Raw genomic sequence first — 26,225 nt, forward strand, 5'->3', positions numbered from 1 at the left:
TGAAAAGCCAACAATTAGGAGATTTATCACGACAAAGCTATTGCTTTTGATGTTTCGGCTCTGCGCGGTCGAACATGCGGCTGGTCTTCTTGTCTAGAAGTTTCTGCAACCTCTTGATGCTGCTTTGCTGTTGAGCGTTCAGGTAACTTCGGGGACCGCGATAAGTTTTGCTGCTTTTGCAATTTTTTATCGGGATCGTTAAGCGGTTGATGACGTTTTTGTTGTTCTGCCTGATGGTTTTGCACAATGGTTTCTCTTAACTGTTTTACAGTTTCAGCATAATCCTTAATGGCGGTACACAGGGTAGGAAGATTTTCTTCAGCAGCTTTGCGTGCTCCATTTTTTATGCCAAGGACTTGCCTACCAGCAAGCGGAGCAAAAGATCTAGAAGGGTTTTCAATTTGAAATACAAGCTCTTCTCCTATCTCTGGAATTTTTTGCATATCTTCTATTCTATATTGCAAAATAAATGGATCATTATAAACAATTTCGCACCAATATTCGATCTCTCTTTGACCATATCGAACCGATGGATCTTGTTGAACTCTGCGGGCAATTTCCTGATTTGAGAGAGGCTTTATTTTCTTTTCTGAATTGAGCGGATTTTGTAAATGTTGATTTATTGGCTCTTCCTTTTGTGTTTGTCGCTGGTGTTGTTGTTCCGTGTGAGAACCTTGTGAAATCTTTTCACTTTTTGTATATTTTAAAGTATACACATAATCGTTAATGGCAGTACGTAGGGTAGGAAGATTTTCTTCAGCTTTTCTGCGCGCATGATTTTTTATGCCCAGAACTTTTTTACCAGCAAGCTTAGAAATAGACTTAGGCTGTTCTGTAACATCCCATAAGAGCTTTTCTCCCATATCGGGGTTTTCTTTGATTGCTTCTATTCTTTCTTCTAAAATAAGCTTGTTGCCATAAACCTTTTCGCACAAAAATCGTATTTCTTCTTGATATGCTACGAGTAATAGCTCTCGTTCCATTGTATTAATAGATTTTTTTTGTCCGTGAGACGGTTTTGGCTGTTCAATTGCTGTGTGTGGAGAGGCAGGTTTTGGGATGACAGCATCGCTTTGTTTTCTGTTTTCCATACGGTGCGGTTTTCGTGAAGGAGGTACTGCATATGTTCCACTATCTTGTGATGATGAACTACTTTGTTGCCTGACTTTCATATGTGATGGTGTTTTGGGTCTAACACTTGGGTAGTGTGCTTCAGGATTCTGAATTTTTGCACCGTTTTGCACTCTGTCTCTCGTGCGTGGGGGAGGGGGCGGAGCCACTTTTGTCTGTAGGGAGGGGGACTCTTGAACTGTTGGTTTGTTTTGTTGCCTATCTTTTTCGCGTGGAGGTCTTTGTGGCGCTGCTTTTGTGTGCGGAGAGGAGTTTTCTTGGATTTTTGAGCTGGGGATTTTTGAACTGGGGATTGTTGTGCCGGTTTGTGTTTTTTCTCTCATGCGCGGAGGTTTTGGCGGAGCCACTTTTGTCTGTAGGGAGGGGGACTCTTGAACTGTTGGTTTGTTTTGTTGCCTCTCTTTTGCACGCGGAGGTCTTTGTGGCGCTGCTTTTGTGTGCGGAGAGGAGTTTTCTTGGATTTTTGAGCTGGGGATTTTTGAACTGGGGATTGTTGTGCCGGTTTGTGTTTTTTCTCTCATGCGCGGAGGTTTTGGCGGAGCCACTTTTGTCTGTAGGGAGGGGGACTCTTGAGCTGTTGGTTTATGTTGTTGTCTCTCTTTTGCACGCGGAGGTTTTGGCGGAGCCACTTTTTTTTGTGGGAGAGGCGTCTCTTGGTTTTTGGTGCTAGGAGGTATTGTGCTGGTTTGCACTGGGTTTTTCATGCGTGGGGGGGGCGGTGGAGCAACCTTTGGGTGGTGTGATAAATTTTCTGGGCGTTTTTGTACAGTTGGTTTTGGCAAACTTTGAGAAACTTGGGGAGGGGGGGTTCTGGTGGGGGATTGTTCAGTCTGTTGTTGAAATTTTTCCATCATTTCGGTGATAAAAGGGGAAGGATTTCTTTTTTTCATACATGTTCCTTTCAAACTCTTCCAATATTGTTTTTAAATACTATTTAAAAATGTACGTTGGTTTTTATTCTGTTGTATGCTTTTTTACTTGCTTTTATGAGAGAGGATATGAAACTGAATTGTTCACAAGACTTGGCTCTCTTGGCGCAAATGACCTTTGCCATGTGTTGCGCCAAGACGTTAGATTCAATGTGAAAACTTATTAGCTCGCAAAAGCCATCGCTTTTGGTATCGCAGTTTTGCGAGGACTAAAATCTGTTTCTCTTTGTTGAGTAGAGGTTGTTGCTTCTTCATGAGTTACTGTTGAATGCTCAGTGCGTTCAACAGATTGTGATAAGCGTTGTTGTTGATGCAAATCTTGCGTCCGTTTAGAAGATGGTTCATGGCGTTTTTGTTTTGCCTGCTCGGTTTGCAAAATGCTCTCTCTTACTTGTTCTACAGCCGTTGCATAATTGTCAGCGGCGTCAATTAAGTGAGAAAGACCAGCTTCAGCGTGTCTGCGTGCTTGATTTTTAAAGCCACAAAGACTGATACCAGCGTACTTGTGAAAAGATTGAGGATTTCCGACAAGTTGCTGTGCGAGCGCTTCTATTGTTTCAGGGTTTTGGAAAAGTTTTTCCACTTGTGATTGCAAAATGTTTGCGTTACCAAAAACAACTTCGCACCAATATTTGATCTGGGCATGGTGCCTTTTAACTTTTGAATGTTGTTGGATTTTGGTAGAAATTTCTGCCCCTGAAAGAGTTTCTTTTTCACGTTGATCTGGTTTTTGCAGAAGTTCAGTGACTGCTGCCTTTCCCATTAAACGTTCATAGTTTTTGAGTTCTTGCTCTGGAGATTGCAATAGACTCTCTCTTGCCTGTTTTACAGCTTTTGTATAACAATCAACGGTGACGCAAAGGGCGGAAAAATCTTCTTCCGCTTGTTTGCGCGTTCGATTTTTGAAGCCCAACGTACTGGTGCCTGAAAGTTTAGCGATACTTTCAGGATGGGCTGCCATGCGCCATGAGAGCTCCTTTCCTGCAGCGGGATTTTTTTGAATTTCCTGCATTTTTTCTTGCAAAATATTTGAATCTCCATATGCACTTGCGGATAAACGTTGGATTTCCTCTCGATATGTTTGAACCAATGAATGGTGTGGAAGCAATTGAATGATTTCTTCCTCTGAGAGAACTCTTGTTGCCCTTTTTAGAGAAACTTGTGAAGTAACTGTTGAATGTGTCGTTTCAGGTTTTTGCTGCCTTTTGGTAGAGCTACCTCTTGTTAGAAGCGTTGTTGGATTTGTTGATTCATGTACAGTTTCTTCTTTTAAAAGAGATTGTCTTTCCTCATCTTTTTCCGGTATGGATGACAGTCTTTTGCTTTGTGAAGGAGCTTCTTTATAGAGGCTTTCTGGGCTTGTAACTTCTGCCGCCGCTTTTTCATAGAGCGCTATAAGTTCTTGTATTGAAGGGGATGAAAAAGGGTGAGGGTGATCTTTTTTCATGCATGTTTCCTTTCAAGAATTGTTTTAGAAAACCTCTTTGGTGTACACTCTCGCCCTTTATATTTTTATGGTTTTTATAAGAAGATATCAAAATTGAGTGGTCTCCAAAGATCGGCGCTATTTGTCACCATCGTAATGGGACTTTGTGTCTTTTATACAGTTTTTTTGTGAAATTTTATCAATAAGTTATAGTCAATTACTGAATCCATTTTTAGGACTATTTTCTGTCACAAGATAAAACAATTCTTGGCGCAACCGCAATAAAACGATTTACGCCAAGAGATTACATGAAAAACAAAACTATCGTCTTTATGCTTATAACCCCTTACATGGCATAAGCCATACCGTGTCTTTGTCGTTGAGGACTGTGCTCTGGACTCTCCTGGTTTTGTCCTCTTGTGTGATGATGACGATGATGAGCTCTTTCAGCTTGCTGAGAATTTTCTTGATGGCGTCTTTGCTCCGCTTGAGGGGTTTGCAAAAGCCTCTCCTTTGCTTCTTTTACAGCCTTTGTATAACCATCAATAGCATCAACGAGTGGTTTAAAACCGTCTTCAGCTGCTTTGCGTGTTTGACTTTTTAAGCCAAGTGCGGAGCGGCCAGCAAGTTTATGTATAGATTCAGGATTTTCAGCAAGTTGATTTGAAAGGTCTTTTCCTTTACTGGGATCTGTAAGTATTCCTTGCAAGTGTTGTTGGAAAAGCGTGTCATTGCCATAAACGACCTTACCCCAGTGCATAACCTCTTCTCCATAAGCTTGGACATGTGGGTTTTTTAAAAGTATGACAGTTATTTGCTCAGCTGTGAGGGAAGATGAAGGTCTTCCTCTTTGTTGCGGAGCAACCTTTGTATAGTCTGTTTCAGGATCTTCTCTTCTTTGATGATGGTGTCTACCTTTTGAAGGAGAAATACTGCTAACTGATGCGTATGTAACTTCAGCTTCGTGTTTTGGGGGAGCAACCTTTGTATAGTCTGTTTCAGGATCTTCTCTTCTTTGATGATGGTGTCTACCCCTTGAAGGAGAAATACTGCTAACTGACGCGTATGTAACTTCAGCTTCGTGTTTTGGGGGAGCAACCTCTGTATAGTCTGTTTCAGGATCTTCTCTTCTTTGATGATGGTGTCTACCCCTTGAAGGAGCAATACTGCTAACTGACGCGTACAGAACTTCCTCTTCTGGGGTTGGTGTGTGCTGGTTTCCTCTGTTTGGTTTATTAACTGTTGCATAGAGGGCTTCTGGATTTGCAGAAGGGTGTGGATGATGTTTTTTCATGCATGTTTCCTTTCAATATTTTTAGAAAACCTCTTTGGTGCATTCCCCACTTTTAGTTTTGATAACTTTTGTACAAAGGAAGATATCCAACTGAATGACCACCAAAGATTTCGCGCTATTCAGGATCAGTGTGACGGACCTTTGTGTCTTTTATACAGTTTTTTTATGAAATTTTATCAATAAATTATGATAAATTACGGATCCACTTTTAGAACTATTTTTATAATATTTTAAAACAACTCTTGGCGCAATCGTAATGAAACGATTTGCGCCAAGAAATTCAATGAAAAATAAAAATTTATGTACTTTACGGGGGCTCACTTACATGGCAAAAGCCATTCCTTTTTCGCCATGTCTTTGCCGTTGTGGGCTGTGCTCTGGACTATTTTGTTCTTGTCCTCTTGTGTGATGACGACGATGATGGTGGTGATGCTTGTGTTCTGGGTCTCTTTCTGGACTTTCTTGTTTTTGACCTCTTTCATGTTCATGTGTAAATTGTTTATGGAGCTTTTGTGTGTTATGCATATGTCTCTCAAGAGCTGAGCAAAGGTGAGTAAACTCCTCTTCAGCTTCTCTGCGGCTTGGAGATTTTACACCAAGTATTTTGTGACCTGCAAGCTTACCAGCGCTTTGAGGATTTTCTGCAAGATCCCATAAGATTTGTTCTGCATTTTGAGGATCATCAAGGATCTTCGCAAGTGGTCCATTCAAAGCATGCTCGTTACCATAAACAACTCTGCATCGCTCTTGGATTTCTCTTACACCATATTGAAAGCTTGTATTTTGTAAAAGCTTTGTTGTAACAACATCTTTTGGGGTTCTGGGAGGGGAGATCTTGCCTGAGCCAACGCCTTGATATATGGGATTTTCTCGTTGTTCAGATTCTTGCCTGCCTTCAGCCCCCATGCCAACCGTTGCATAGACAGATTCGAGTGATTTTTGGGGAGAGAGACCACCACGTTCACCAAATTCAAGCTCTGCATAGAGATGTTCTGGTTCATGGGAAGAATGCCTACCCTGTGCATCTCCACCAACTGTGTCGTAGGGGGACGTTTGCCAACCTTTTGCCCCCAGATCGGTTACTGCATAGGGATCTACGAGTCTATCGGCGCGTCGCCCATCACTTGGTTCTCCACCAAGTCTGTCATAGGGATTTCCTAGTGGCTTTTGGGGAGCATAGATCGTTGTTGGTGGTTGTTGAAGTGTATATTGTTGTGGGTTGCGCTGTTCTTTGGGTGGTTTGTTAACCTTTGCGTAGAGGTCTTCTACCTTAGAAGCTCCTAGGTTTTGTTGTTCTAGTGGCTTTTGGGGAGCATAGATCGTTTTTGGTGGTTGTTGAAGTGTATATTGTTGTGAGTTGCGCTGTTCTTTGGGTGGTTTATTAACCTTTGCGTAGAGGTCTTCTACATTAGAAGCTCCTAGATTTTGTTGTTCAAATTGTTGTCTTAGTTCATCTATATTGGTAGAAGCGGTTGGGTGACTTTTTTTCATGGCTGTTTCCTTTCAATATTTTTAGAAAACCTCTTTGGCTTTGGCGCATTCCCCACTTTTTGATAACTGTAAGACACAAGGCAGATATCGAATTGAATGACCTCCAAAGATTTCGCGCTATTCATATTTGTATATAGTGGACATTTATGTCTTTTATACAGCTTTTTTATGAAATTTTATCAATAAGTTATAGTAAATTACAGGATTCATTTTTAGGACTGTTTTTTGTAACATTCTAAAACAACTGGTGGGCGCAATGGAGATAAAATGATTTGCGCCAAGAGTTAGTTGGAAGGCAAAAGTTCACGCGTTTCTAGCCGGTAAGAGCAAGTGATGAAGAGCGATTAACTTTTAAGGTGTGAGCTTGACATTGTGCTTCTTTGGTGTTCCTTACAGTATTCGCAATTTCTTTTGCTCTGCTTTCCGATGTCCCAAGTAGGCAAGCTAGTCTGGTATAATCTTTTTCTTGTATGGCTTTACGATCTTCTGAAGATAGACGATTGTGTAGTTGGCGCGAAAAGTGATGGAGTTCTTGTCGCAGTGAACGAGAATGCAATAAAGCTTCTCTTTGTTGTTCTCCTGGTAAGGCAAACAGGTTTTGTAAATTTTTTCCAGGTGTTTCGACAGTGTGGCTCAGGCGTTTTTGTTCTCTTTGATGTTGCTCTAAAATTTCTTCTTTTGTTTGTTCTGTTATTGTGGCATAATTTTTAAGGGCTTGGCTGAGTTGTGGAGCAGTTTGTTCCGCCTGTCTGCGATTTGGACTTTTCATGTCAAGTATTTTTCTTCCTGCAAGTTTAGAAATTGATTGAGGGTTTTGTAAAATTTGATCGGCAAACTGATTTCCTAAGCTTGGATCTGCCGTTAAGATATCCATTTTGGTCTTTAAGGCATGGGCTTTACCATAAACAATCTTTGATAAATTTTCGATTTCTTTTCGGCATGCTTCAACATAAGGGTCATGTGAAATCCTTGTGAATAACTCTTCATGTGTGAGAGGTGCTAATGTCTCTTTTGGGATCAGTGTTTCTTGTAAGCTTTGAACGTTGTTTTTTTGAAAGCAGAGGCGGGCACCGTTGAGTAATGTTTTGACGAGTTCTGGGGGGAGATCATCTTTGTGGCCGACGACGAAAGCACCGTCTACTTCCATGACAAAACCTTCTGCTGAAAAACCTCTAAAGATGCCTTCATAGGGGATCCCTTCTTTTGCGGCAACAACAATACGATTGTTAATTTCATCCAGTCCAGCATTTCTCATTTGGGAGATGAATTCTTTTAAAACAAGGGATTTTTGCGGATGCGTGATATCTTCAAAAAGATCTTTCATCGGTTGGGGATTGCCATATTGCATGGCTTCAATACAAGCTGCTGTCATGCGTCTTTTTGTGATGAAAGAAAAGTCAATGGTATGTCCTGCTGCTTGTCCAAGTTTTTCCATAAACATTCGATTTACGCGCCCATTCCCTTTTCGGAAAGGATGTGCGTGCTCGAGCACCATAAAAACTTCAGCGGCATTTTCAGCAAATTCTTGGCGCGATAAACCTTTTAAATTGTTCTTCTCATTCAGTGTTTTTTCGAGTTGTTTTAACTCTTTTTTTATCTGTGGACCAATAGCAAAAGGAACTTCATAACCTTTGGGACGCATCGCCGGCATATGGGCAGAGGTTCCGTCTTCAAATGTAAAGGATATATCGCGGGTTTTTCCAGCCCATTCAAAAGTTTTGTGAAAGAGGCTCCAGTGGATTAATTTTAAATAAGTGGAATCAAATTTTTGTGGAAGTGGTTCATGGCGAAAATTGATGGCTTCTCTGGCGGTATCATGGGCACAGCGTTCATACAGTTTTTTGGGGTCTTTTATGCCATATTTATTTTTGAGTGTTAGGGTACCTTTATATAAATAATTTTGCTCTAACATATAATCTCTCCTAGGTAGGTGGGGTGGTGGTTGATAAGCGTCTTAAACGCTGCATATGAAAAATTCCCCTTCGCGTATTCTTTTGAGATTTTGGTGTTATGAGAGGGAGCGCTTTTCCCTCAAGTGTATGGATGGTTGTATCGATCGTTTTGTGATACTTTTGAAAGGTTTTTGGTGTGAGAAATGCCAAATGTTCTGTTGTGATTGTTTTCATGTATATTTTCTTTTTTCATTTATTTTTGGAAAGCTTTTCTGATGTTTCCTTTGTTTATTATCTTGTGCTGTAAAATACTGCTATTGAGGGCGCTGATATGAATCCCATGAGTGGTCAGAAAATGGATTATCTACAAATTGACTCTGGATAAAACCTTCATTCTTTGAGGTGTAAGGAAGAGGTCAAAAAGAAAAATGTTGTTTAAAATTGTTGGTTTTTTACTTTTAACAAAGTTATTTGCAAGAGCGCTTTGATGAAGATCGTGGATATGGCGGGTGCAATCGCTCTTGGTTTGCGGATGGAGTTGGTACTTTTCATACACAGTACTCAGATTAGTGAATCTATGGGCAAAAGCAGTCATCAAAAATTTTTCTCCATTATGTTTTTCTTATTGCTCCATATGAACATCTTGCCATATGAACATCTTGTTTGTGTATTTTTGAAACAAATTGTTTTTTATTTTGTATTGTTACTCTTATCGTATTGCGCTGCTTTAAGATCCATAAGAGAGGAAACCCTTTCTTTAGTTGGGGAGAAAAGCCTTTTTTCAGCGCTTTATCTTTAAAATAGAACACTTTATGATATCGTAAAGGGGTAAAAGTTTGTATAAGAACGATTTATTCATTTTGATGCATATCTAAAATATTTTTTTGGAAAAAATCGATGTTCTTGAGTGTAGGTGTCTTGAGAGTTCTTATCTCAAAGATTAAATTTTGGGTTTTTTGTAGGGGATAAATTATACACAAAAAGCTTTGTAGGAATGTATTTACAGGCTTTCCTCAGTGGAGATGTTGGTTTAGTTATAGGTGATTTGAGGGGATTGGTGTTTTTTATAAAGACGATGGGCGCTGGTAAAACAATACACAAAATACAAAAAGGAAAAAACACGGTTTTTTTATCATGTTTTCCCTATGTGTGTGAGGAAGTGGGCAAAAACTTTTTGTTAACGGGCTTTTAAAAAACAGAAATGTATATTGTTTTTGTTGTTGTTCTTTTCATAGTCAAGATCTCATAATAGGAGGCTAGTTTTTCTTTTGTGGGGCAAAGCGGTTTTTGGCAGCTGCGGCTAACATTTCTTTTCTTCTGAAATAGATGGCGCGACCACATCGCAAAGGAGGTTGTCCTTGCATAAGAATAATTTGTTCATCTTGACGCATTTCTTGAATAACCTCATGGGGTAAAATCAGAGCTCTTTGTTGGTAATTGACGTTGTATGAACTCTTTCCTAAAGATAAGCCTCTTGATTTGCTTGTTCCGGTTACTTCAACAGTCATTTGGCCACAGCGTTCTGAAATGTCTTTGGCAGTTTGGAGGTCTTTAATGGCAGCATAGCTGACAAAGGAGCAGCTTTCAAACCATGAACGTGCTCCAGCTTCTCCAAAGTGATTGACCAACTGACCAGAGGATTGATAAAAAAGCATTAAAGATGTACCGTATTTACGTCCACGATCGCGCGCTTCTTCTAAAATATTCATATAGCCTAGAAGATCAACTTCATCTAAGACAAATAAAACACGCTTTTTATAGTTACCGTCTGCTGTAACCATGGCATTGAGAAAAGCGCCAATAATCACGCGTCCAATAGCTGGATAACTGTTTAAAATGCTTGCGGGGAGATTGAGAAAAACATCTGTATTGCCATTTGTAATATCTGAGGAAAAAAAATCATCTCCGCAGACAAGATCTGCGTAATTGGACAAAGAAAGCCATTGAGTGTCTTTTGATGCGGTTGTATAGACTCCTGAAAAGGTTTGCTCTGCCATTTCTGTAAAAATACCAACCATTTCGCGAATAAAAGGAGAAGGTGTTGTTTCTTGAATCATACGTAGTTGATTGACAACAGCTGTTTCTGATTGAGAGAGAATTCCACGCAATGTTTTTAAATTGCGCTCGTTGTCTTTATATTCATCAGAAAATATAACATGAGCAAGAAGGGCTGTTAAAAGGTTATGAGCTTGTGTCGAGAAATATTCCGCTGAAGAATTGTCTGATTTTTTATCTGTAAGAAGCAATTTAGAAAAGCTTACAATATTTGCTTCGCGTTGTGTGCGTGGTACGCTGTCGTCTAAAAGCCAATCAATGACATTAAAATTTTTTGTTAAAAATGAATTGGGATCGAGAACAATGACATTTCTATTCCCCATCTTTTGACGCGCAAATTTGACCATTGGGGCAACTTCTGTTGAAGGATCAAGACAAATAATAGACCCTGGATAGGTTAGACACGTGGGAACTACTGTACTTGTGGTTTTATAGCCACCAGAACCAGCAAAAAAGATCATATGAGTTGAACCAAAATCAAGATTAAAGGTTAGCAAAGGGGCTGTTCCCCCCTTTCCCCATGTTGTTTTATTGCCAGGTGAAAAGGGAATTTTGCACACATTATCTTGATCAACACGGTATCTTTCCCCCACAACAATTTGCCCATTGGCAGGAAAAATTTTCGCTGCCTCTCTTAAATTCATCCATGCGGATTCACCAAACACACCTTTTTTTGCACGCTTGACCTTATTTTTAGGTGGAGAGGTTGTTATGAATTGAATAATGGAAAAAAAACCACCAATGATGATGCCAAAGACAACCATGGGGTCCATGAATTGAAGCGCATAATTCCACGTTATTCCTTGTTGTCCAACATAGGGACCTAAACGTTTTATTTCTCCACCAATATAGTAAAGAGCTGTGGTTCCAAAAAAGATAAGGGAAACGAAAGTAATTCCTTTACGTAAGTGCAGCTTTTGCGAGAGACTATAAAACAATGACACAGCAGCTGTTAGTGCTAGGACTAGTAAAGGTTCTGAACGAAGAGTCCAATAAATTTGATTGCTCTTTAGTCCATTTGTTATAAACAACAAAAAATGAGGAACAAGGAATATCGTTAAAGCACCTAAAGCGATTGGTGTTAAAATGAGCACCATTTGTGTCTTGGTATATTTCATTGTATTTACTTTCAATTCTATCAGACTATGCTGCTAAAAGCTCTTTTTTCAGGTGTGTGATATTAAACTCTCTCTTTTTTGAAAAAGCGCAGATGACGCCAAACAGTTCTCGTTTATGAGCCCTTCTTATAAAGTAGGAAGCTTTTATCCATTCTTAGCAAGCCATAGAAAATGCTTTGGAACGATGCATTGTGCATACTTGTGTTTGCTGATGTAGTTCTTTGGCTTGCTTAACGGTTTGTGTAATTTGTTTGGCTTTATTTTCTGATACACCAATGCTTTGAGCCAGTGTTTCATACTCATTATTTTTGACAGCTTGATGTTCAGTTAGTGAGAGACGGCTATTAATGTTTTTTACAAAGTCGGTAAGCTCTTTTTGAAGTAAAGGATTTTTTACTAAAGCTTCTTTCTGTAATTCTTTTGGCAAGGTGAAGAGCTCTTGTAAGCTTTTGCTTGGCATTTTTACTATTTTTGCACGACGACTTTGTTCTGTTGCATGTTCTTGAGTAATTTCCTTCTCTGCATGTTTTACAGCATGGGCGAAATTTGCAACGGTAGTACAGAGCATCTCAAGATGATTTTTAGCGTTTGCACGTGCTTGATTTTGTAGTCCGCATAAACTGAAACCTGCAAGATGAGAAACAGAGTGTGGTGCTCTTTCAATCTGGTTGGCGAGCTGTTGGCCTAAGCTTGGATTTTTGATGATATCTACCATCTGTTTATCTAATATTTTTTCTTTACCATAAACAATTTTTGCCAATTTCTGGACCTGTTTTAGGCTTGCGTGGACGCAAGAATCTTCTGCAACCATTTCGGCTTTTTTATTTTCTGTCAAAGGAGCTAGTCTTTCTTCTGGAATGAGAATGCTTTCAAGCTCTTTTGTTTTTGGAACTGTAAAGGTAAATTTGTCACCGGGTTTTAATGTTTTGAGTTGTTCTGGTGTGAGATGCTCTTTATTGCCGATGATATAAGCCCCTTTCACATTGAATGCAAAGCTATCATAACCAGCACCTCTATACATCCCTGTGTAGGTTTCACCTTCTTTTGCAACCATAACGGGACGATCATTAACATTGCGCCCAAGTTCTTTCATGTTGTTCATGAATTCCTTTAAAAGAAGTATTTTATTGGGATTAGAGATATCCTCAAATAGATGTTGCATTGGTTCTAGATCACCATTTTCTGCTACAGCAACACTGGCGAGCATCATGCGTTCTTTTGTAACAAGTGAAAAATCAAGCTGATGGCCTGCTGCTTGAGCAAGCTTTTCAAAAAAGACCCGTTGTGTACGTCCGTTGCCTTCTCTAAAAGGATGGAGTTGGTTAAGGAAGTTAAATAAGCTTATTGCTTCAGAGTTAAATTTCTCACGCGTTAAGCCTTGCAAATTATCTTTTTCGGCAAGTGTTTGATCTAATTTTTGTAAACCTTCAGGGATTTCATCACCGAGTGCAAAAGGATTTTCCCATCCTGTTCTTTTCATTTCGGGCATAGCGGCTGTGGTACCATCTTCAAATGTAAAGGGAAGATGGCGAAGATGACCAGCCCATTCAAAGGTATTTTTAAACAACTGATAATGAATAGAGCATAGATAGGAGGTATCAAATTTTTCTGGTAGGGGGGCTTCACGCAAATTAACCATCGCTTTTGCTGTATCATGCGAGCATTTCTCCAGAAAGGATTTCAAGTTTTTTATTCCATATTTATTTTTGAGTGTTGTGGTGTTCGGGTAGACATAATGATGGGGAGAAACTGTCTGTATATTTTTTGTTTTTTCTTTTGCTTTTGGCATCGTAGCTTCCTTATAATGTTACGTTGTCCATGAGAGTATTAAATTCCTCGAGTGAAATATTCCCCCTTGCATATTCTTCTAAAATTTTTAGCGTTTTGGAATGTAGCGCTATTCCCTCTATTGCATGAGTGCTGATGGCTGATTCAACCGCTTCACGGCGTTGTTTTAATTCTTCCACTGTCATCGATAAAAGATTTTCGCTGTTTTCTGTTGCTTTGGTTTTCATGTATTTTTCCTTTTATGTGCAATCGTTGCTTTAAAAGAGCCTTTAGCAGCCGATGTGATCTTCTTTTAGTCTCCTCCAAAGATGTTTCGTTGTTTGAAGGGATCATAATAAATTTCTGTGACCTTAAATTTTCCTTCAACCCGTTTGCATTGGATGATGATATCAATCATTGAAATCAACAGTCCTCGAATATCATCACGCTCTAAATCACCTCCTCCGTCACTTTCTTTGACCAAAAGGGTCATTTGCTCAAAGGCAGCAAGGGCTGTTGAGGCATGAACAGTTGTAATGGAACCTGGATGACCTGAATTGACATTGCGGATATAATAAAAGGCTGTACCATCTCTAAGTTCTTGCAAAAGAATACGATCAGGACGCATCCGTAAAGATGATTCAAGCAATTCTTTGGGTCCAACAGAGGCTAAGCCTTGTCCATCTTTTGAATAGAACATCGAGACATGATTAGGGTGCGGTATCACCAATTCTTGTGTATCTTCAATGGTGATAATACGCTCTTCTTGAGGGATTTTGGCGATTAATGCTTTTGATAATGTTGTTTTACCTGAACCAGTTTTTCCTGCAATTAAAATATTTTTCTGGCATTTTACAGCTTGATTTAAAAAGGAGACAAAGTCTTTATTGCAGTAGGCATGAGCTAAGTTATGCTCGATGATTTTGAGTTCGTTAAAACGAGAAAGATAATCATTCAATGGCGTGAAAGATATCTGTTCACAGAGCGAAAACAGACCTTTATTCGCGAGCTCTTCGAGAGAAAAACTTTGCGATGATGGTTTGCGAATTGTCATACTAATCGTGTTTTTTTCGACAGCCGGCGGAATAACAACTTGAATGCGCTCATTACCTGGCAGAGTAGCCGATAATATTGGATTCTTGTCTGATATGTTTTGCTTGGAATAGGACGCGACAACTTTTGCAATCCCCATAAGCTCATTAAAAGAGAGAGCCGGTGCTTCTATTGTTTTCCATCCATCAATACCTTCCGTCATTACTTGATAGGGACGATTGATAACAATTTCAAAAAGACTTTCATCTTTCAAAAAAGCACGGATGGGTTCAAGTTTTGTGAGAACAATCGCGATGGTTTCATCGCTCATGGTATGTAAATTTGAGTTCATTCTAAAGGTATCGCAGAATTTTTGTAAAAGTTTCTTGAAACAGCTCGATTGGTAATCTGTTTTTTGTTTTCGATGACTTTCAATTTATAAACGCTGGAAAAATCTAAATCGCGGGCAACAAAGATATTCACCATTTCTCCTTGGTTTTTGGATAATGTTGGAGGAATATTGGCATAATTTTCGACGACAATATTTGCAATATTTTGTCCTGAAGAGATTGTTTCAGTTTCTTCTTTTTCTTGTTTTTTTGCTAAACGTTTATTGGCATAGTTTGTCACATCTTTTATCAGGGAAACAAGAAGCGCAGATCCAATCCTCTCTAACCAATGGTTATCAATATCTCCATCTATACCAGAACGCCCTAAACTGTCTGTTGCAGGTGAAGCTAAGGATATAATGATACCATTAGGGGTTTTTGCTCTATTCCATAGCACAAAGAGACGTGTTTGGCCTTTTTTCAATCCGGCGCGATATTCACCAACAATTTGGGTACCTTTATCGAGAAGGACAACACGACCATTGTCTGATAAGATATCTCTGGAAACGATACAGCTGGCAAAACCTTGTTGATCACTGTTGATGGCTGTTTCTAAAATACAAGGGATAGAAGTTCCCATCGCGATGATGTAGTTTCGATTGCCAAGGGTTGAAGCACGAATACCTTCAAGCACTGTGGGTTTGAGAAGATGATTAAAACGTTGTGTCGTTTCATCAGGTTTACTTTCAAGTTGGTGAGGCAAAACACCATTATTTGTTTGTGAATCTATTTTGCCTTGTTGTGTATTTGCATAAGCTAATACAGGAGCACGTTGTGCTGCTTCCAACAGTGAGTCATCAGAATTTAATTGATTGATGTTTGGTGTTGGTAGCTCGACTTTTGGCAATAGAGCGTTATTTCGTTGAGGCTGTTCAAGGGGGGAAGGGGTAGGCTTTGCAGGGCGAAAAAGCTCTGTTTGTTTTATAACTTTTCCTTCTTTTGAAGATTCAATTGGTTGTTTTTTTTCTGTAACAAGTGTTGAATAGGCTAAATAAAGACAGACACTGAAAAGAATAATAAGAGCAATAGCTTTTCCTGCATTGTTCTGTTGACTTTTTCCTTGAGCATTTTTTATTGTATCGCGATCATTAATGCTTTTTTCATCCACGGTGTTATTCATGGCTGCTTCCTAGGTTCACTTTACGTTGTACAGATGGTGATGTCGTACCTGTTTCAGGGTTAATTCCTTCTGGTACGAACCTTTTATTAAAGATGCACAATACTTCATTCCCACGCCGTAGCGTGAATTGTGCAGCTGTTGCATGAACAATAACCTTGTTGCCTTTAATTGATTTGGGAATAAGCGCTTCTTGCCCATCAGGCGATACAATGTAAATGGCAGGGATTTCAATGTTGCCTAAAAAGGTAAAGGTTGTTGTTTTTCCATTATCATAGACAGAAGCAGGTTCAATGAGGGATGAACCTTGGGCTTCATAAGCCCAATTGCGTGGTCCAAAATCTTCATGGATATTTAAAACATCATTGACAAAGTTTTCTTCACGTTGTTTTGCTTTTTCTGCTTCGGCTAATTTCTTACGCAAGGCTTCATCTTCTGGATAACGAAACTTTACCAAGAAATATGTCTCATTGCCAGCTGAAACATCGCCTTCACGGATTTGCAGCTCGAATTGATAAGATCGTTGTGTTCCATCTTGACGGCTTGTGACAATTTGTAAATTGGTCACAGGTTGGATTTCACGTGGTTTGAGAAAAACAAAGTGACCAGCCGGTGCAACTTGCCAAGCAACGGAATTTCCAATTCCTACATAGGTTACTTCTTCATCATCGGCAAATTCCAGCTGAACTGAAGAGCGAATGGAGCCAATGATTTGTACGACGTTGTAGGGGTCATAATTGACAAATCTGATGCGGTTATCTTTACGTGCACTGACAGGCGCTGTTTCTGCAAGTGAGAGGACAGTGTGAAAGTTGAGAGTGATCGTAAAAATTAAAAAGGTTGTTTGTAAAAGTCTGATCATTTTATCACCTCTGGATCAGATCTATATTCCGATACTTGAAAACCAAGAGGGTTGATGAGACGATCAGAGGTTGAAATGTGTGCGTTCACGTAGGAAAAATTTAATATTGAAATCCAATGGGAAATATTTTCTTTTTCATTAAAGTCTCTGACCGTTTTATAGTAACGAACTTGGATAAGATCTTTGCTTATAAAAGAGATTGATTTGATTGTGACGGTAGCAATCATGTTATGATAAATATTTTGCGGACTTTCTGGATTATTGCCCGCGTACCATTTTGCAAAACGGTTTTGTTCTTTTGGAGAAGATAAAAGAGAAACTAAGCGAAAATTGTTTTCTGCTTCTGATGCTTGAAAACCTTCACGGGCACGAACATATTGGCTGGCAAAATAACGCGTTATCGCTTCATCATAGTCGTTAGGGGATTCTTTGAGGGCGCTTACAGTATCAATAATGCCTGTTGAGTTATCGACGCGGATAACAAAAGGCTCTACCGTTTTTAAAGGCGTCAAAGCTGCGACAGCTAAAGCCAGCGCAATCGTCATCAATCCAAAAAGCACTGTTAAAGCCATGGAAATTTTCATTCGCACGCGCATGCTATGCATGCGATCAATGTCAAATGAGCGCGCTTCTTTTATATATTCTTCAAGGGCATCACTTTTCACGCGTAACCTCCACAGTTTTATCAGATCGTGCTTCATGAATAACCGGCTTTAATAAAGCTGAATTGGCTGTTGCTTTTTCACTTTCTAAAGTATTGAGAATGATGGGAGTGGTAACAGTCCTTACGCTCTTTTCTGGGTGGACAACGTTTTGATTGTCCCAATTCCACTTATCTTTATTTAAAGCACGGGTATGTTTGCCATTGCAGCGTGGTGGTTTTTTGGGGCCACTCAAAGAGGCACAACCAGTAAGAGCGATTGTTAGGACCATAACAAAAGTTATTTTTCGTTTCATTTTTTGAACTCACAAATATCTTGGAATACAATGCATGAGAGCCTTTATTCTGGACACTTTTAAAAGTCTATGTGATTGGTTTTGTTGTAAGATCTAAGATGTTAGATCTTACCTGAAACAGGATCATGGCGCGTGCGCCAAAGGGCGCACGCAAGGCAAAAACAAAAATGCTTATTCTTTTAAAGAGGTGCTTTATCTTAAAACCGACCACGACCACCTCCAGATCTTCCTGCTTTTGCTGCCGCGCTTGCCACACCTTTAGTAGCGTTACCGGCAGCACCTGAGATTTGTAAAGCAGCATTTTTTACTGTATTAGCACTCGTTCTTGCACCATTGGCAAGCATTGTGAAAACCTGTCCCCCTGAAGAGACACCAGTGTTAAAGTATGGTCCACCAGAGGCCAGCGCTGTTGCAATACCGGGAAGCGCACGGAAGATAATAACCCCTATGATCGAAATGACGAGGACAGGGGGGAAAAGAACATAGATTGATTCATATGAAACTTTGAGAACCTGTAGAATAACTTGACATATAATTGTTCCAAGCATGATCACGAGAACCTGTAAAATGGTAAAATTGATCAAAGTTGTAATCCATGCATCGGTGTATTTTCGCGTTGCGTTGAACAAATACAAACTAATGAATAGAGGCCCAAGACCTATAATCATTACGAGAGCAACTTGTGCAAACATTTGCACAATAAAACCACCTATACAAAAAAGAATAACGGCTAAAAGCATGATAGAACCAAGAAGCCCCACAATGATCTTTTCAAAAAACCAAGCATTGTATAAAACTTCTTGATAGCGAGCATTTGCCTTTAACAAAATATAATCAAAAACATTGGAGCTTGCAGGATTGCTGTTAAGTGCATTCCCAATAGCGTTGGATAAATCATTGAAGAAAATATCCTTGACATAAGTATTAAATGTATCCGCATTCGTTGCCATTGTTGTCACAACAACGATTTTAACAACATTATTGAGAAGACTATGCATGGAAAGCGCAACGCGACCTGTCATAACATTATAGCCATAAAGAAAGATAAAAATGATTGCGGCGAGATTTAAGGGTGCTGAAATAGCAGAAGATAACCCTCTCACCGTTGTGTCCATCACATTATCGAGAGGGGTTAAAATATACCCAGAAACGCTTTCAAATGGAGAAAAACTAAAGTCTGACATTTGTATTCGTACTTCCAAGTTTTTCTTTTAATTGTTTTTCTTTTTCTTTTAATTGTGCCTCAAGGTATTTATGCTTTTGTTGTTCCATTTCTTCACGCATTTCGTCTTTTGTTTTCGTATCTCTTGCTTGAATCATATCAAGAGACTGAAGTTTTAAAGAAGCCACTTGAAGATCGGCTTGAAGAAGAGAAAGTTTTACTTGAAGCTCTTGTTGAAGAGCTTGAAGCTTCTGCAACTCTTCAAGGCTAGGTTTTTTTACAGCTTCTGTTGCTGTTGTATCTGTTTGTGACTTAAGTTGTTCAAGTTGATGACTTATTGCTTTAATTTTTTTTGCAGTTTCAGTTGCAGTTTTATATATGCTTTCAGCTGTTTCTGATTTTGCAGCATCTAATTTTTGTGTATTCTCGAGTGCTTGTTTATAATATTCATCCGCATCGGGTATCGTTTGTGATATTGCATGAGAAATAAAAGAAAAAGATAACAGTGTAACTAAGCCATATTTTTTCATTGATTTTTTCTCCTTTGATAAAATATGGGCAGCCATTTGTCAGGGTCTGCTCCATATTCGTTGATAATTTCATTCATGAGTTCAATGTTTTTTGTTGTGCCGCTTAAAACGGCGATCTCATCATTCATTCCACGTAAGTTAAGTTCTGCAACGACGGAACTTTGTCCTTGTTTGACGAGAAAACGGCGGGATTCTCTGCTTAATTCTGACTGTATCAGTTCAAATTCACGCTCAGTAAGTTTGAAAGCTTCGACATAATCATTGTAATTTGCTTTTTGATTTGGAAAAAATATTTGGGTGGGGCATTGCTCAATAATTGTGTGCGCGATTGTTGAGTTCAAAGCATCTTTAGGGCTTTGTGTTGCAAAGAGCATCATGCCATTTTGTTTACGGATTGTTTTTAGCCGATCTTGCGCAAAAGCTTTGAATGAATCATCTTCCAAAGCTTTCCAGAATTCATCAACGACAATAATGATGCGTCGCCCATCAATCAAATCAAGAATGCGGTGAAAGAGATACATCATTAAGGGGCGCCGAATTTCTTCATTGTCTAAGAAATCGGTCATGTCATATCCAATGAACTGTGCATTTAAATTGAGATCATCTTGATCATTATCAAAAACCCACCCTAAATCATTGCCTCTAATCCAGCGTTGTAGTCGTATGGCGATACCTTCTTTTGATGTGTTGTCAAAAAACAGTTGAAGTGCACCAAGAGAGCGTTGTGTTGGGGGTAAGTTTTCTAAAGAATCGATGGCTTTGGCGATATCTTGTCGCTCTTCTTCTGTTACGATTTGCCCTTCAGCGCTTACCAGCTTTAAGATCCAATTACGAAGAAAGATTTTATTTTTTTCAGTGTATTCCATGCCCTTTAAGGGAGAAATCCCTGTGGGCTGCCCATTTTTTAGAGGTTTATATTTTCCTCCTCCAGCTCGTACAAAAATCTCTGCTCCTTGATCTTTGTCAAAAAAAACCATTGTTGGATTGTGTTTTTGTAATTGTGCAAGAAGAAAATTAACAATCACTGTTTTACCAGATCCCGATGGACCACAAACAAACGTATTTCCAAGATCGCCATAATGAAAATTAAAATAGTAAGGTGAACCTGCCTGTGTTTTTAGCAATGCGACAGCAGCTCCCCAAACATTATCGTTTAGTTTGCCAACAGGGAAAGAATGGAAGGGCGATAAAGCGGCAAAATTTCTGCTGGTAATAGCGCCTGAACGCGCACGATAGCTAAAGTTTCCAGGAAGCTGTGCCCACCATGCTGCTTCCAATCCTAAATCTTCTCTGGCAATTACGGCTCCCCCATTGGTTAAATGGGCTCGTGCTTTTGATAAGTTTTCAGTCAATATTTTGGGATGATCAGCAAAAACAGCTAAAGAAATGTGATGCTCGCCCAAAACAAAACGGTTTGATTCTAAATCATCTAGCGCTTCATCGAGTGCATCAATTTGTGAACTAGCACGGTCAGCTGCATTGATCATTTGATTTTGCTTGCGGCTCATAATCGCACTGGCGGCCGCCTTACTTTTAAAGACAAAGGATTGTGTTAAAATGAATTCAAATGGTACCGTAAGCAAACCATCAGTCATACCAGGGCGTGTTTTAGAAGGGTATTCTTTCCATCCAAACATGCCAGCAAAGCGTTCATTACTTTCATGGCGAATTTCGATAATTTCTTTCCCAAAAATAACACGATCCGAGTAAATCGTTGAAGCAATAGTTCCAAATGTGAGAGGAATACGCTCACGTCTTCCCCCCACCAGCTGGTGGAGAAATTCACTTTGTTCAGAAAATAAAATACCTTCATGTTCATAGATTGATAGCAGACGGACTTCATACTCTTCTAAACCTTGCATAAGGTCTTGACTTAACTCTTCGAGTTTACGAACAGCTTCCTCATCGGGTTCAGATTGTGTTTTCTTCGCTTTACTTAAGCGCTGAAAAAATGAAACCAGTTGTTCTGTTTTATCTACTGCGGGATTCCAAAGCAGTGAAATAAACAGATCATTTCTATATAGTTCTTGCGAAACCATTTTCTTTTTATATTTTTCATCTAATGTTGTTGCAAAAGATGAAAGAAAATGACCTTCTGGGTAGATCGTTTCACGGCGGCGGATGATGTGAGAATATAAAGCAACCCGTTCATCTGCAATATTTTTTAAAAGGGTGTTTAATTGGTTGTGTAAAGAATTTAATTGATCAATATCCGCAGTGTCAAAATTTACGCCCTCAACAGCCATCACAACCATTAAACAGCGCGAATTTAAAGCAACGACATGTTGGTTGATATAGCGTATATAGGGAATATATTCTTCAGGCAAAGTTTCCCGTTTCATTATTGACATCTGTTTCACCGGTTTGGCTCCTTCAGCTTAGTTCCTTATAAGTGCGGATAAGGCGTAAGGGGGAGGTAGAACCTCCTCCCCATCGGTTGAGGTTTTTTTGTTTTCCTCGGGTATTGAGCCAAGCAAATAATACGCGAAATTGGTTGTGATCATGTTTTGTCACTTCACGCAAAATAAAGTGCATCCCAATACCAAAACCAATCACGGTAAAACCACTCGTTAAAATAAAAAGAACGGACGTCGCCATGACATTGAGCGCCATCGCTTCCATTGTGACACCGGCAAACATGGACGGTCGTGTACAGGCAAGGAAAAGAGTGTCTTCGTTCATTTATGCCGTGCTCGCTAATTTACCGACAAGAGTAGGGGCACCAAAAACAATAGCAATACCAAGAACACAGTAAGCTGCTTTGCGTAAATCAATAAAGCCGTACATCCAGCCAATACCCACAGCAGCAACACATATAATTGCAATAAGCTTTGCCGTTGGACCCGTCATCATTGTGACAATGCTGCCTAAAACACCTTCAAGTTTTGCGAAACCACTCCCATCAGCAGCAGGAGCAGCATAAGAAGGATCTGATACAAGCAATGCTGTAAAAAGCAGCATGGTCATGATAACGATAAAAATGATGTTCTGGGATCTATTATCTGTCATTTTACCTCTCTTTAACAAATAATATTTGTTCATATGTCGACATTCTATTGCCTCTAAAAACTGAAAAATGCTGTTATTTGATGACAGTTAATTCTTCTCGTTTGTTTGTTTTAAAAGCCTTGATAGTGGATCTGTTCACTCTCAAACTCTTTTTCTTAAAGAGACAGAAGTCTTTTCAAATTGAGATTGTGTTACATAAAAATGGCAATTTTAAGTTGTATTCATTGGTAAAGACAATAATATTAAAACAATGCAAGAAGGAATATTATTCTTTACAAAATGTAGTTAATATGCAACACAAATATCTGGATTTTTTCTTTAAAAACAAGGGTATTGGTGATATATAATATGAAAGGATAGAAAAACAATGAATTTTTTGAGTGAGCGTGTTAAGAAATGCTATTTAAATTGATTGTTATTATTTACATTATGGGTTCCATAGTGTGGGGATTAAGCCAATATAAAGATAAAATAGATTTCAGCATTTTTAAAACATTTGGGATGCAAGATATACAAGATATTCTCAATCTTTATCGAGAAGAAGAAAATTTGGTTAAATCTATCACCAAACAGCAATTAGAAAAAAATGAACCAGCTCTCGATTTGCAGAAGAGTGTTTCATCAAACGATGTTGCAAATAATACTGTTGTTTTTCATGGTAAGGCCTCTGTTACAAGTGGGGTTACATTTAAATTGCTGACGCCTGCTGCACAATCTTGGCGCTCATATATCACCCGTGATATTCATCTTTATGGTGTAGACACATGTGCACCACGCCAAAAAGCACGATTAAATGATCAAGAATGGCCCTGTGGTGCGGTTACAACGGCTTGGCTTGTCACCAAAACACTTGGGCAGGATTTATCCTGTAAACAGGCTTTGATGCACAATGGTGTTTATTATGCGCAATGTTTTGTTCAAGGGGTTGATTTAGCTGAGGCAGGTCTTACAGAAGGTATGTTGGTACTCTCAAAAGAGGGGAAAGATCCTATTCCAACCCAGTACCATCATGCGGAAGAAAAAGCACGCAACAACAAGATTGGTCTTTGGTCAAGTGATTTCACTGAACCTTTAAAATGGCGGCGAGATAATGGATCTTACAACCCCTTTGAAAATCCGTGATTGGCTTTAACGAACATATTTATTTAAATTTGTATAAAGGAAACTTTATCAATAAAATTGCACCAGACCATAGGGCAAAAGACCATAGGGCAAATTTGAATAAACCGTGAGATTATTTCCGTTTGTGAAGTATTTGTGAAGTAAATGAATAATACTTCCCTTTTCAAGGGAGGTTTGCTCTCAAAATCCCTCCTCTATTTTTACTTATGTGTTTTATAAAAGCAGGAAAATGTCATTGTTAGTGGCAAAGCATTTTTGAGTATTTGTGTTTGAAGGAGAAAATGAGACGATAAAAAACGCTCAAGAAATGGATTTCTAGAGCAGAGTTGATAAAAGTGAAAAATGAATAGATCCCAAAATGGCGTAACATTTGATATAACGGATAGAATATTTTACAGTGCCTTAAAAGAATTCATAGCAAAAGTTTTTTTCATTAGAATTTTGTCTTCAAGATTGGATCACGTTTTTTTACTTCTTTAAAAGTGATCAATCTGTTTAATTCCTTGAAAAGCTTTCATAATTATCTGCTTCTAAACTCAGACTTCGAAAAGATGGATTTCAAACAGACGCTACACGAAGAAATCTTCGTAAAAATGATTTGCATTGTTGATTGTTTCTATATATCACAAGACGTTTTTATTTAAGCATTTGATGGGGGAAACAATAATCAACATACAAATAGGTGAAAAGAGCTCATACTTTTTTGTAATAGCTTTGTAGTCTATTGATCGTGATACTTAAGTATTATAATGCTCATAGGCTTTCTATAGGGCGAGGGGTGCGGTTCCTATCGCAATGTCACTATTGAAATCAGTTGGACAAAAACATTAGTGCGCCTTCTAATTTCGTCATTTTTACTCAGTTTGGGCTTTTTTCTTCTCATTATATTTTATGACAAACTCATACGATGGCTGTCGTGAGTTCTTCTTGCATTATTTTACTCAGAGTGTTCACTTTGAAAGAAAGCAAGTGATAGTAAGGCTGTCTTCTCATACAGTATGAAAATTTAAAACTCATTTGGGGGATGATGTTAACAGATAAGGTATTTAAAGAGGGATAAAATGAAAAAAATTATTTTATTATGCATGGCTCTATTATTCGCTGTGGGGTGTGAAAAAACTTATAGCGTAGAGGATTTTAAGAAAGATGCAAAATTAAGGTAAGAATGGGGAAAGAAGTGTTTTCTTTCAGGACAAGCTGTTAAGGAATCTAAAAATTGTCAAAATGTTTTACAAGCAGATACTGAAATGTTTTTCTCGCCAAAGCTTAATTCTATAGATCGTGGTCATGCGTTTTAACGGTTATGCATACTCAACAGTAAAGTGTTATATAAAAATTCTAAAATAAAGAAGTTACGGTTCAACGAATAGTTGCTTCTTTAAATTTTATAGCGGAGATTTTTATCATTTTTCATCTTTCAGATGAGCTTCCAAAATCATATTTGCAATCCTATTGTTTGTTTCATCTTTGTTAGATTGAGGATTATGATCATGAGAAAACTGGATAGCATTGTCTTATAGAAACATCTCTTAAGGCAGCCAATCCCATTTCACGGTGGTGTCCGTGAATGGTATAATGGTAGATCCATTGAGCACCACGATCTTTACGCTTCATAAAGGAGTAAGCCGGCGCATATTTGCCAGCTCGTGGGTGTTGCTACAGCCTTTGGCACTTGAGACGGTTCATTAGGGGCATTTTTAATCCTTTCTTAATAGTTTTTTATCCACAAGGGCTCTTTCCGCTTGTAACTTGCAAGAGACATGATTTTGGTTGATTCAACATGGAGCGGGTCTGAAATGAAAGGATCTTACGCTATTCTGGATTCTCATTTAACATGCAAAACAATGAATACTCTTTATAAATCAATATCGCTTGAGGTGTGGTGTAAGGCATAAAAACTTTATGCATGGGGTGTTTTGATAAGAGAGTGTAGTGAATATTCAAGAGAGGGCTTTCTTGTATAATTTTGTGAAAGGAACCATATGAAATGTGAAGCCGAGAGGGAGCTGTTTTTGAGAAGTTGGATTGGGTATCAACCAGTTTGAGGAGGGATTTGCATCCTTTGATGTGTGGGAAGGAAGCCAAGAACAGAGCGTGTAGCACCCTATACTTATGTTTTTAAAGGTTTTAATTTTGATCAGAAATTAATTTTAAAATTGCTTTTTGTTTGACAGATGTAAGAATTCTAAAACTTTTTAAAAGCAAATATTCCTCTTTGCTCGCTACAATTTCATCATGATGGTACGGGGTATGTTCTTTTTTGATGATATCAGCGTAAAAAAAGGCAATAGGGACATCCAATATATCGGAGATTTCCTTTAAACGTCCTGCGCTCACGCGATTTAAGCCTTTTTCATACTTTTGGATTTGTTGGAAAGTGACACCTAAATGATGCCCTAATGTTTTTTGAGACATTTTGAGCATTTTTCGCCTAAAGCGAATTTTTTTGCCTACAAAAAGATCAACATTAAGATTTTGAGTTTGCATTTACCCCCTCCGGTTGCGAGCGCCCTCGCATTGGTATTCCGGGAGCTTGAAAACACTGAACCCTAGTCAGCATTTTGCTTTTAGTGCTTGGAGCACCTGGACATAGCAAAATCTCCCGGAATTCCGGGATACCCACACACTGGGTTTATTTTTACGCTAGGGTTTCGGGTTTTCAAGGCCCTATTGGTCGTTGCGTATACGACCAATACATTTTCTAATTAGTAAAGTAATTTTAGGAGATTGGCAATAAAAATAGTTTTTCTTAAGACGGATAGATTTTTTTAAATGAGAGGTTATTTGCCTTTCAACTTTTTAAAACCCGCTTACTAAACTCATGTTTTAAGATTCGCTTTTTACAAAGGTAAACCTTGGTTTTTAAGCTCAAGGCACTGCCTATGGTGCTGTGCTTAACCAATAACCAAAATGGCTTGTTTTGATGCGTCTGAGATATCATG

General features: G+C 38.8%; 21 protein-coding genes. 1 reads left to right on the forward strand and 20 read right to left on the reverse strand.

Going from position 1 to position 26,225, the window contains the following annotated elements:
* Positions 1-26: 26 nt before the first annotated feature.
* From ACFIJ7_RS07350 to ACFIJ7_RS07440, 19 genes are all read right to left on the reverse strand, one after another.
* Positions 27-2,021 carry a BID domain-containing T4SS effector gene (locus ACFIJ7_RS07350; protein WP_375644928.1) on the reverse strand — a complete coding sequence of 665 codons (1,995 nt, stop codon included), beginning with the start codon at positions 2,019-2,021 and terminating at the stop codon, positions 27-29.
* 202 nt (positions 2,022-2,223) lie between these two features.
* Entirely contained in the window at positions 2,224-3,507 is a 1,284-nt protein-coding gene (locus tag ACFIJ7_RS07355; protein ID WP_375644929.1) for a BID domain-containing T4SS effector, read from the reverse strand.
* 325 nt (positions 3,508-3,832) lie between these two features.
* Positions 3,833-4,780: a BID domain-containing T4SS effector gene (locus ACFIJ7_RS07360; RefSeq protein WP_375644930.1), complete on the reverse strand. Its 948-nt coding sequence runs from the start codon at positions 4,778-4,780 to the stop codon at positions 3,833-3,835.
* Between the two features lie 321 nt (positions 4,781-5,101).
* Positions 5,102-6,271, reverse strand: coding sequence for a BID domain-containing T4SS effector (locus tag ACFIJ7_RS07365; protein WP_375644931.1), 1,170 nt, complete (start codon positions 6,269-6,271; stop codon positions 5,102-5,104).
* 313 nt (positions 6,272-6,584) lie between these two features.
* Positions 6,585-8,183 carry a BID domain-containing T4SS effector gene (locus tag ACFIJ7_RS07370; protein ID WP_375644932.1) on the reverse strand — a complete coding sequence of 533 codons (1,599 nt, stop codon included), beginning with the start codon at positions 8,181-8,183 and terminating at the stop codon, positions 6,585-6,587.
* A 10-nt stretch (positions 8,184-8,193) separates the two neighbouring features.
* Positions 8,194-8,397, reverse strand: coding sequence for a hypothetical protein (locus ACFIJ7_RS07375; protein ID WP_375636365.1), 204 nt, complete (start codon positions 8,395-8,397; stop codon positions 8,194-8,196).
* 1,022 nt (positions 8,398-9,419) lie between these two features.
* Positions 9,420-11,336 (reverse strand): Ti-type conjugative transfer system protein TraG, encoded by a 1,917-nt coding sequence (gene traG / locus ACFIJ7_RS07380; protein WP_375636367.1) that lies wholly within the window; start codon positions 11,334-11,336, stop codon positions 9,420-9,422.
* A gap of 154 nt (positions 11,337-11,490) precedes the next feature.
* Positions 11,491-13,125, reverse strand: coding sequence for a BID domain-containing T4SS effector (locus ACFIJ7_RS07385; RefSeq protein WP_375644933.1), 1,635 nt, complete (start codon positions 13,123-13,125; stop codon positions 11,491-11,493).
* 10 nt (positions 13,126-13,135) lie between these two features.
* A complete protein-coding gene (locus ACFIJ7_RS07390; RefSeq protein ID WP_375636370.1) occupies positions 13,136-13,351 on the reverse strand; it encodes an antitoxin VbhA family protein in 216 nt (71 codons plus the stop codon).
* A gap of 65 nt (positions 13,352-13,416) precedes the next feature.
* Positions 13,417-14,487 carry a P-type DNA transfer ATPase VirB11 gene (gene virB11 / locus ACFIJ7_RS07395; RefSeq protein WP_015856713.1) on the reverse strand — a complete coding sequence of 357 codons (1,071 nt, stop codon included), beginning with the start codon at positions 14,485-14,487 and terminating at the stop codon, positions 13,417-13,419.
* Positions 14,484-15,644, reverse strand: a complete 1,161-nt coding sequence (gene virB10 / locus ACFIJ7_RS07400; protein ID WP_375644934.1) for a type IV secretion system protein VirB10 — start codon at positions 15,642-15,644, stop codon at positions 14,484-14,486. The genes virB11 and virB10 overlap by 4 nt, the downstream gene beginning before the upstream one ends.
* Positions 15,637-16,503 carry a P-type conjugative transfer protein VirB9 gene (gene virB9 / locus ACFIJ7_RS07405; protein ID WP_375636374.1) on the reverse strand — a complete coding sequence of 289 codons (867 nt, stop codon included), beginning with the start codon at positions 16,501-16,503 and terminating at the stop codon, positions 15,637-15,639. The genes virB10 and virB9 overlap by 8 nt, the downstream gene beginning before the upstream one ends.
* Positions 16,500-17,204 (reverse strand): virB8 family protein, encoded by a 705-nt coding sequence (locus tag ACFIJ7_RS07410; RefSeq protein ID WP_273788313.1) that lies wholly within the window; start codon positions 17,202-17,204, stop codon positions 16,500-16,502. Before ACFIJ7_RS07410 ends, virB9 begins: the two co-directional genes overlap by 4 nt.
* Positions 17,158-17,460 carry a hypothetical protein gene (locus tag ACFIJ7_RS07415; RefSeq protein WP_015856709.1) on the reverse strand — a complete coding sequence of 101 codons (303 nt, stop codon included), beginning with the start codon at positions 17,458-17,460 and terminating at the stop codon, positions 17,158-17,160. The genes ACFIJ7_RS07410 and ACFIJ7_RS07415 overlap by 47 nt, the downstream gene beginning before the upstream one ends.
* Positions 17,461-17,657: 197 nt before the next feature.
* Entirely contained in the window at positions 17,658-18,644 is a 987-nt protein-coding gene (locus ACFIJ7_RS07420; protein WP_375636376.1) for a type IV secretion system protein, read from the reverse strand.
* The gene (locus ACFIJ7_RS07425; RefSeq protein WP_375644935.1) at positions 18,631-19,152 is read right to left on the reverse strand and encodes a type IV secretion system protein VirB5; all 522 of its coding nucleotides are present in this window, start codon (positions 19,150-19,152) and stop codon (positions 18,631-18,633) included. Before ACFIJ7_RS07425 ends, ACFIJ7_RS07420 begins: the two co-directional genes overlap by 14 nt.
* Entirely contained in the window at positions 19,149-21,503 is a 2,355-nt protein-coding gene (locus ACFIJ7_RS07430; RefSeq protein WP_375636421.1) for a VirB4 family type IV secretion/conjugal transfer ATPase, read from the reverse strand. The genes ACFIJ7_RS07425 and ACFIJ7_RS07430 overlap by 4 nt, the downstream gene beginning before the upstream one ends.
* Before the next feature lie 22 nt (positions 21,504-21,525).
* Positions 21,526-21,834, reverse strand: coding sequence for a type IV secretion system protein VirB3 (locus ACFIJ7_RS07435; RefSeq protein WP_273788309.1), 309 nt, complete (start codon positions 21,832-21,834; stop codon positions 21,526-21,528).
* On the reverse strand, positions 21,835-22,161 hold the full coding sequence (locus tag ACFIJ7_RS07440) for a TrbC/VirB2 family protein (RefSeq protein WP_375636380.1): 327 nt from the start codon (positions 22,159-22,161) through the stop codon (positions 21,835-21,837). It lies immediately after the preceding gene.
* A 396-nt stretch (positions 22,162-22,557) separates the two neighbouring features.
* Between ACFIJ7_RS07440 and ACFIJ7_RS07445 the strand changes: the two genes are divergently transcribed.
* Positions 22,558-23,283, forward strand: a complete 726-nt coding sequence (locus ACFIJ7_RS07445; RefSeq protein ID WP_375644936.1) for a hypothetical protein — start codon at positions 22,558-22,560, stop codon at positions 23,281-23,283.
* A 2,127-nt stretch (positions 23,284-25,410) separates the two neighbouring features.
* Here ACFIJ7_RS07445 and ACFIJ7_RS07450 read toward each other — a convergent pair.
* Positions 25,411-25,770 (reverse strand): helix-turn-helix domain-containing protein, encoded by a 360-nt coding sequence (locus ACFIJ7_RS07450; protein ID WP_375636387.1) that lies wholly within the window; start codon positions 25,768-25,770, stop codon positions 25,411-25,413.
* Positions 25,771-26,225: the final 455 nt, after the last annotated feature.

The sequence above is a fragment of the Bartonella sp. MR100HLJHH genome (assembly GCF_042194215.1).
GTDB classification, from domain to species: domain Bacteria; phylum Pseudomonadota; class Alphaproteobacteria; order Rhizobiales; family Rhizobiaceae; genus Bartonella; species Bartonella grahamii.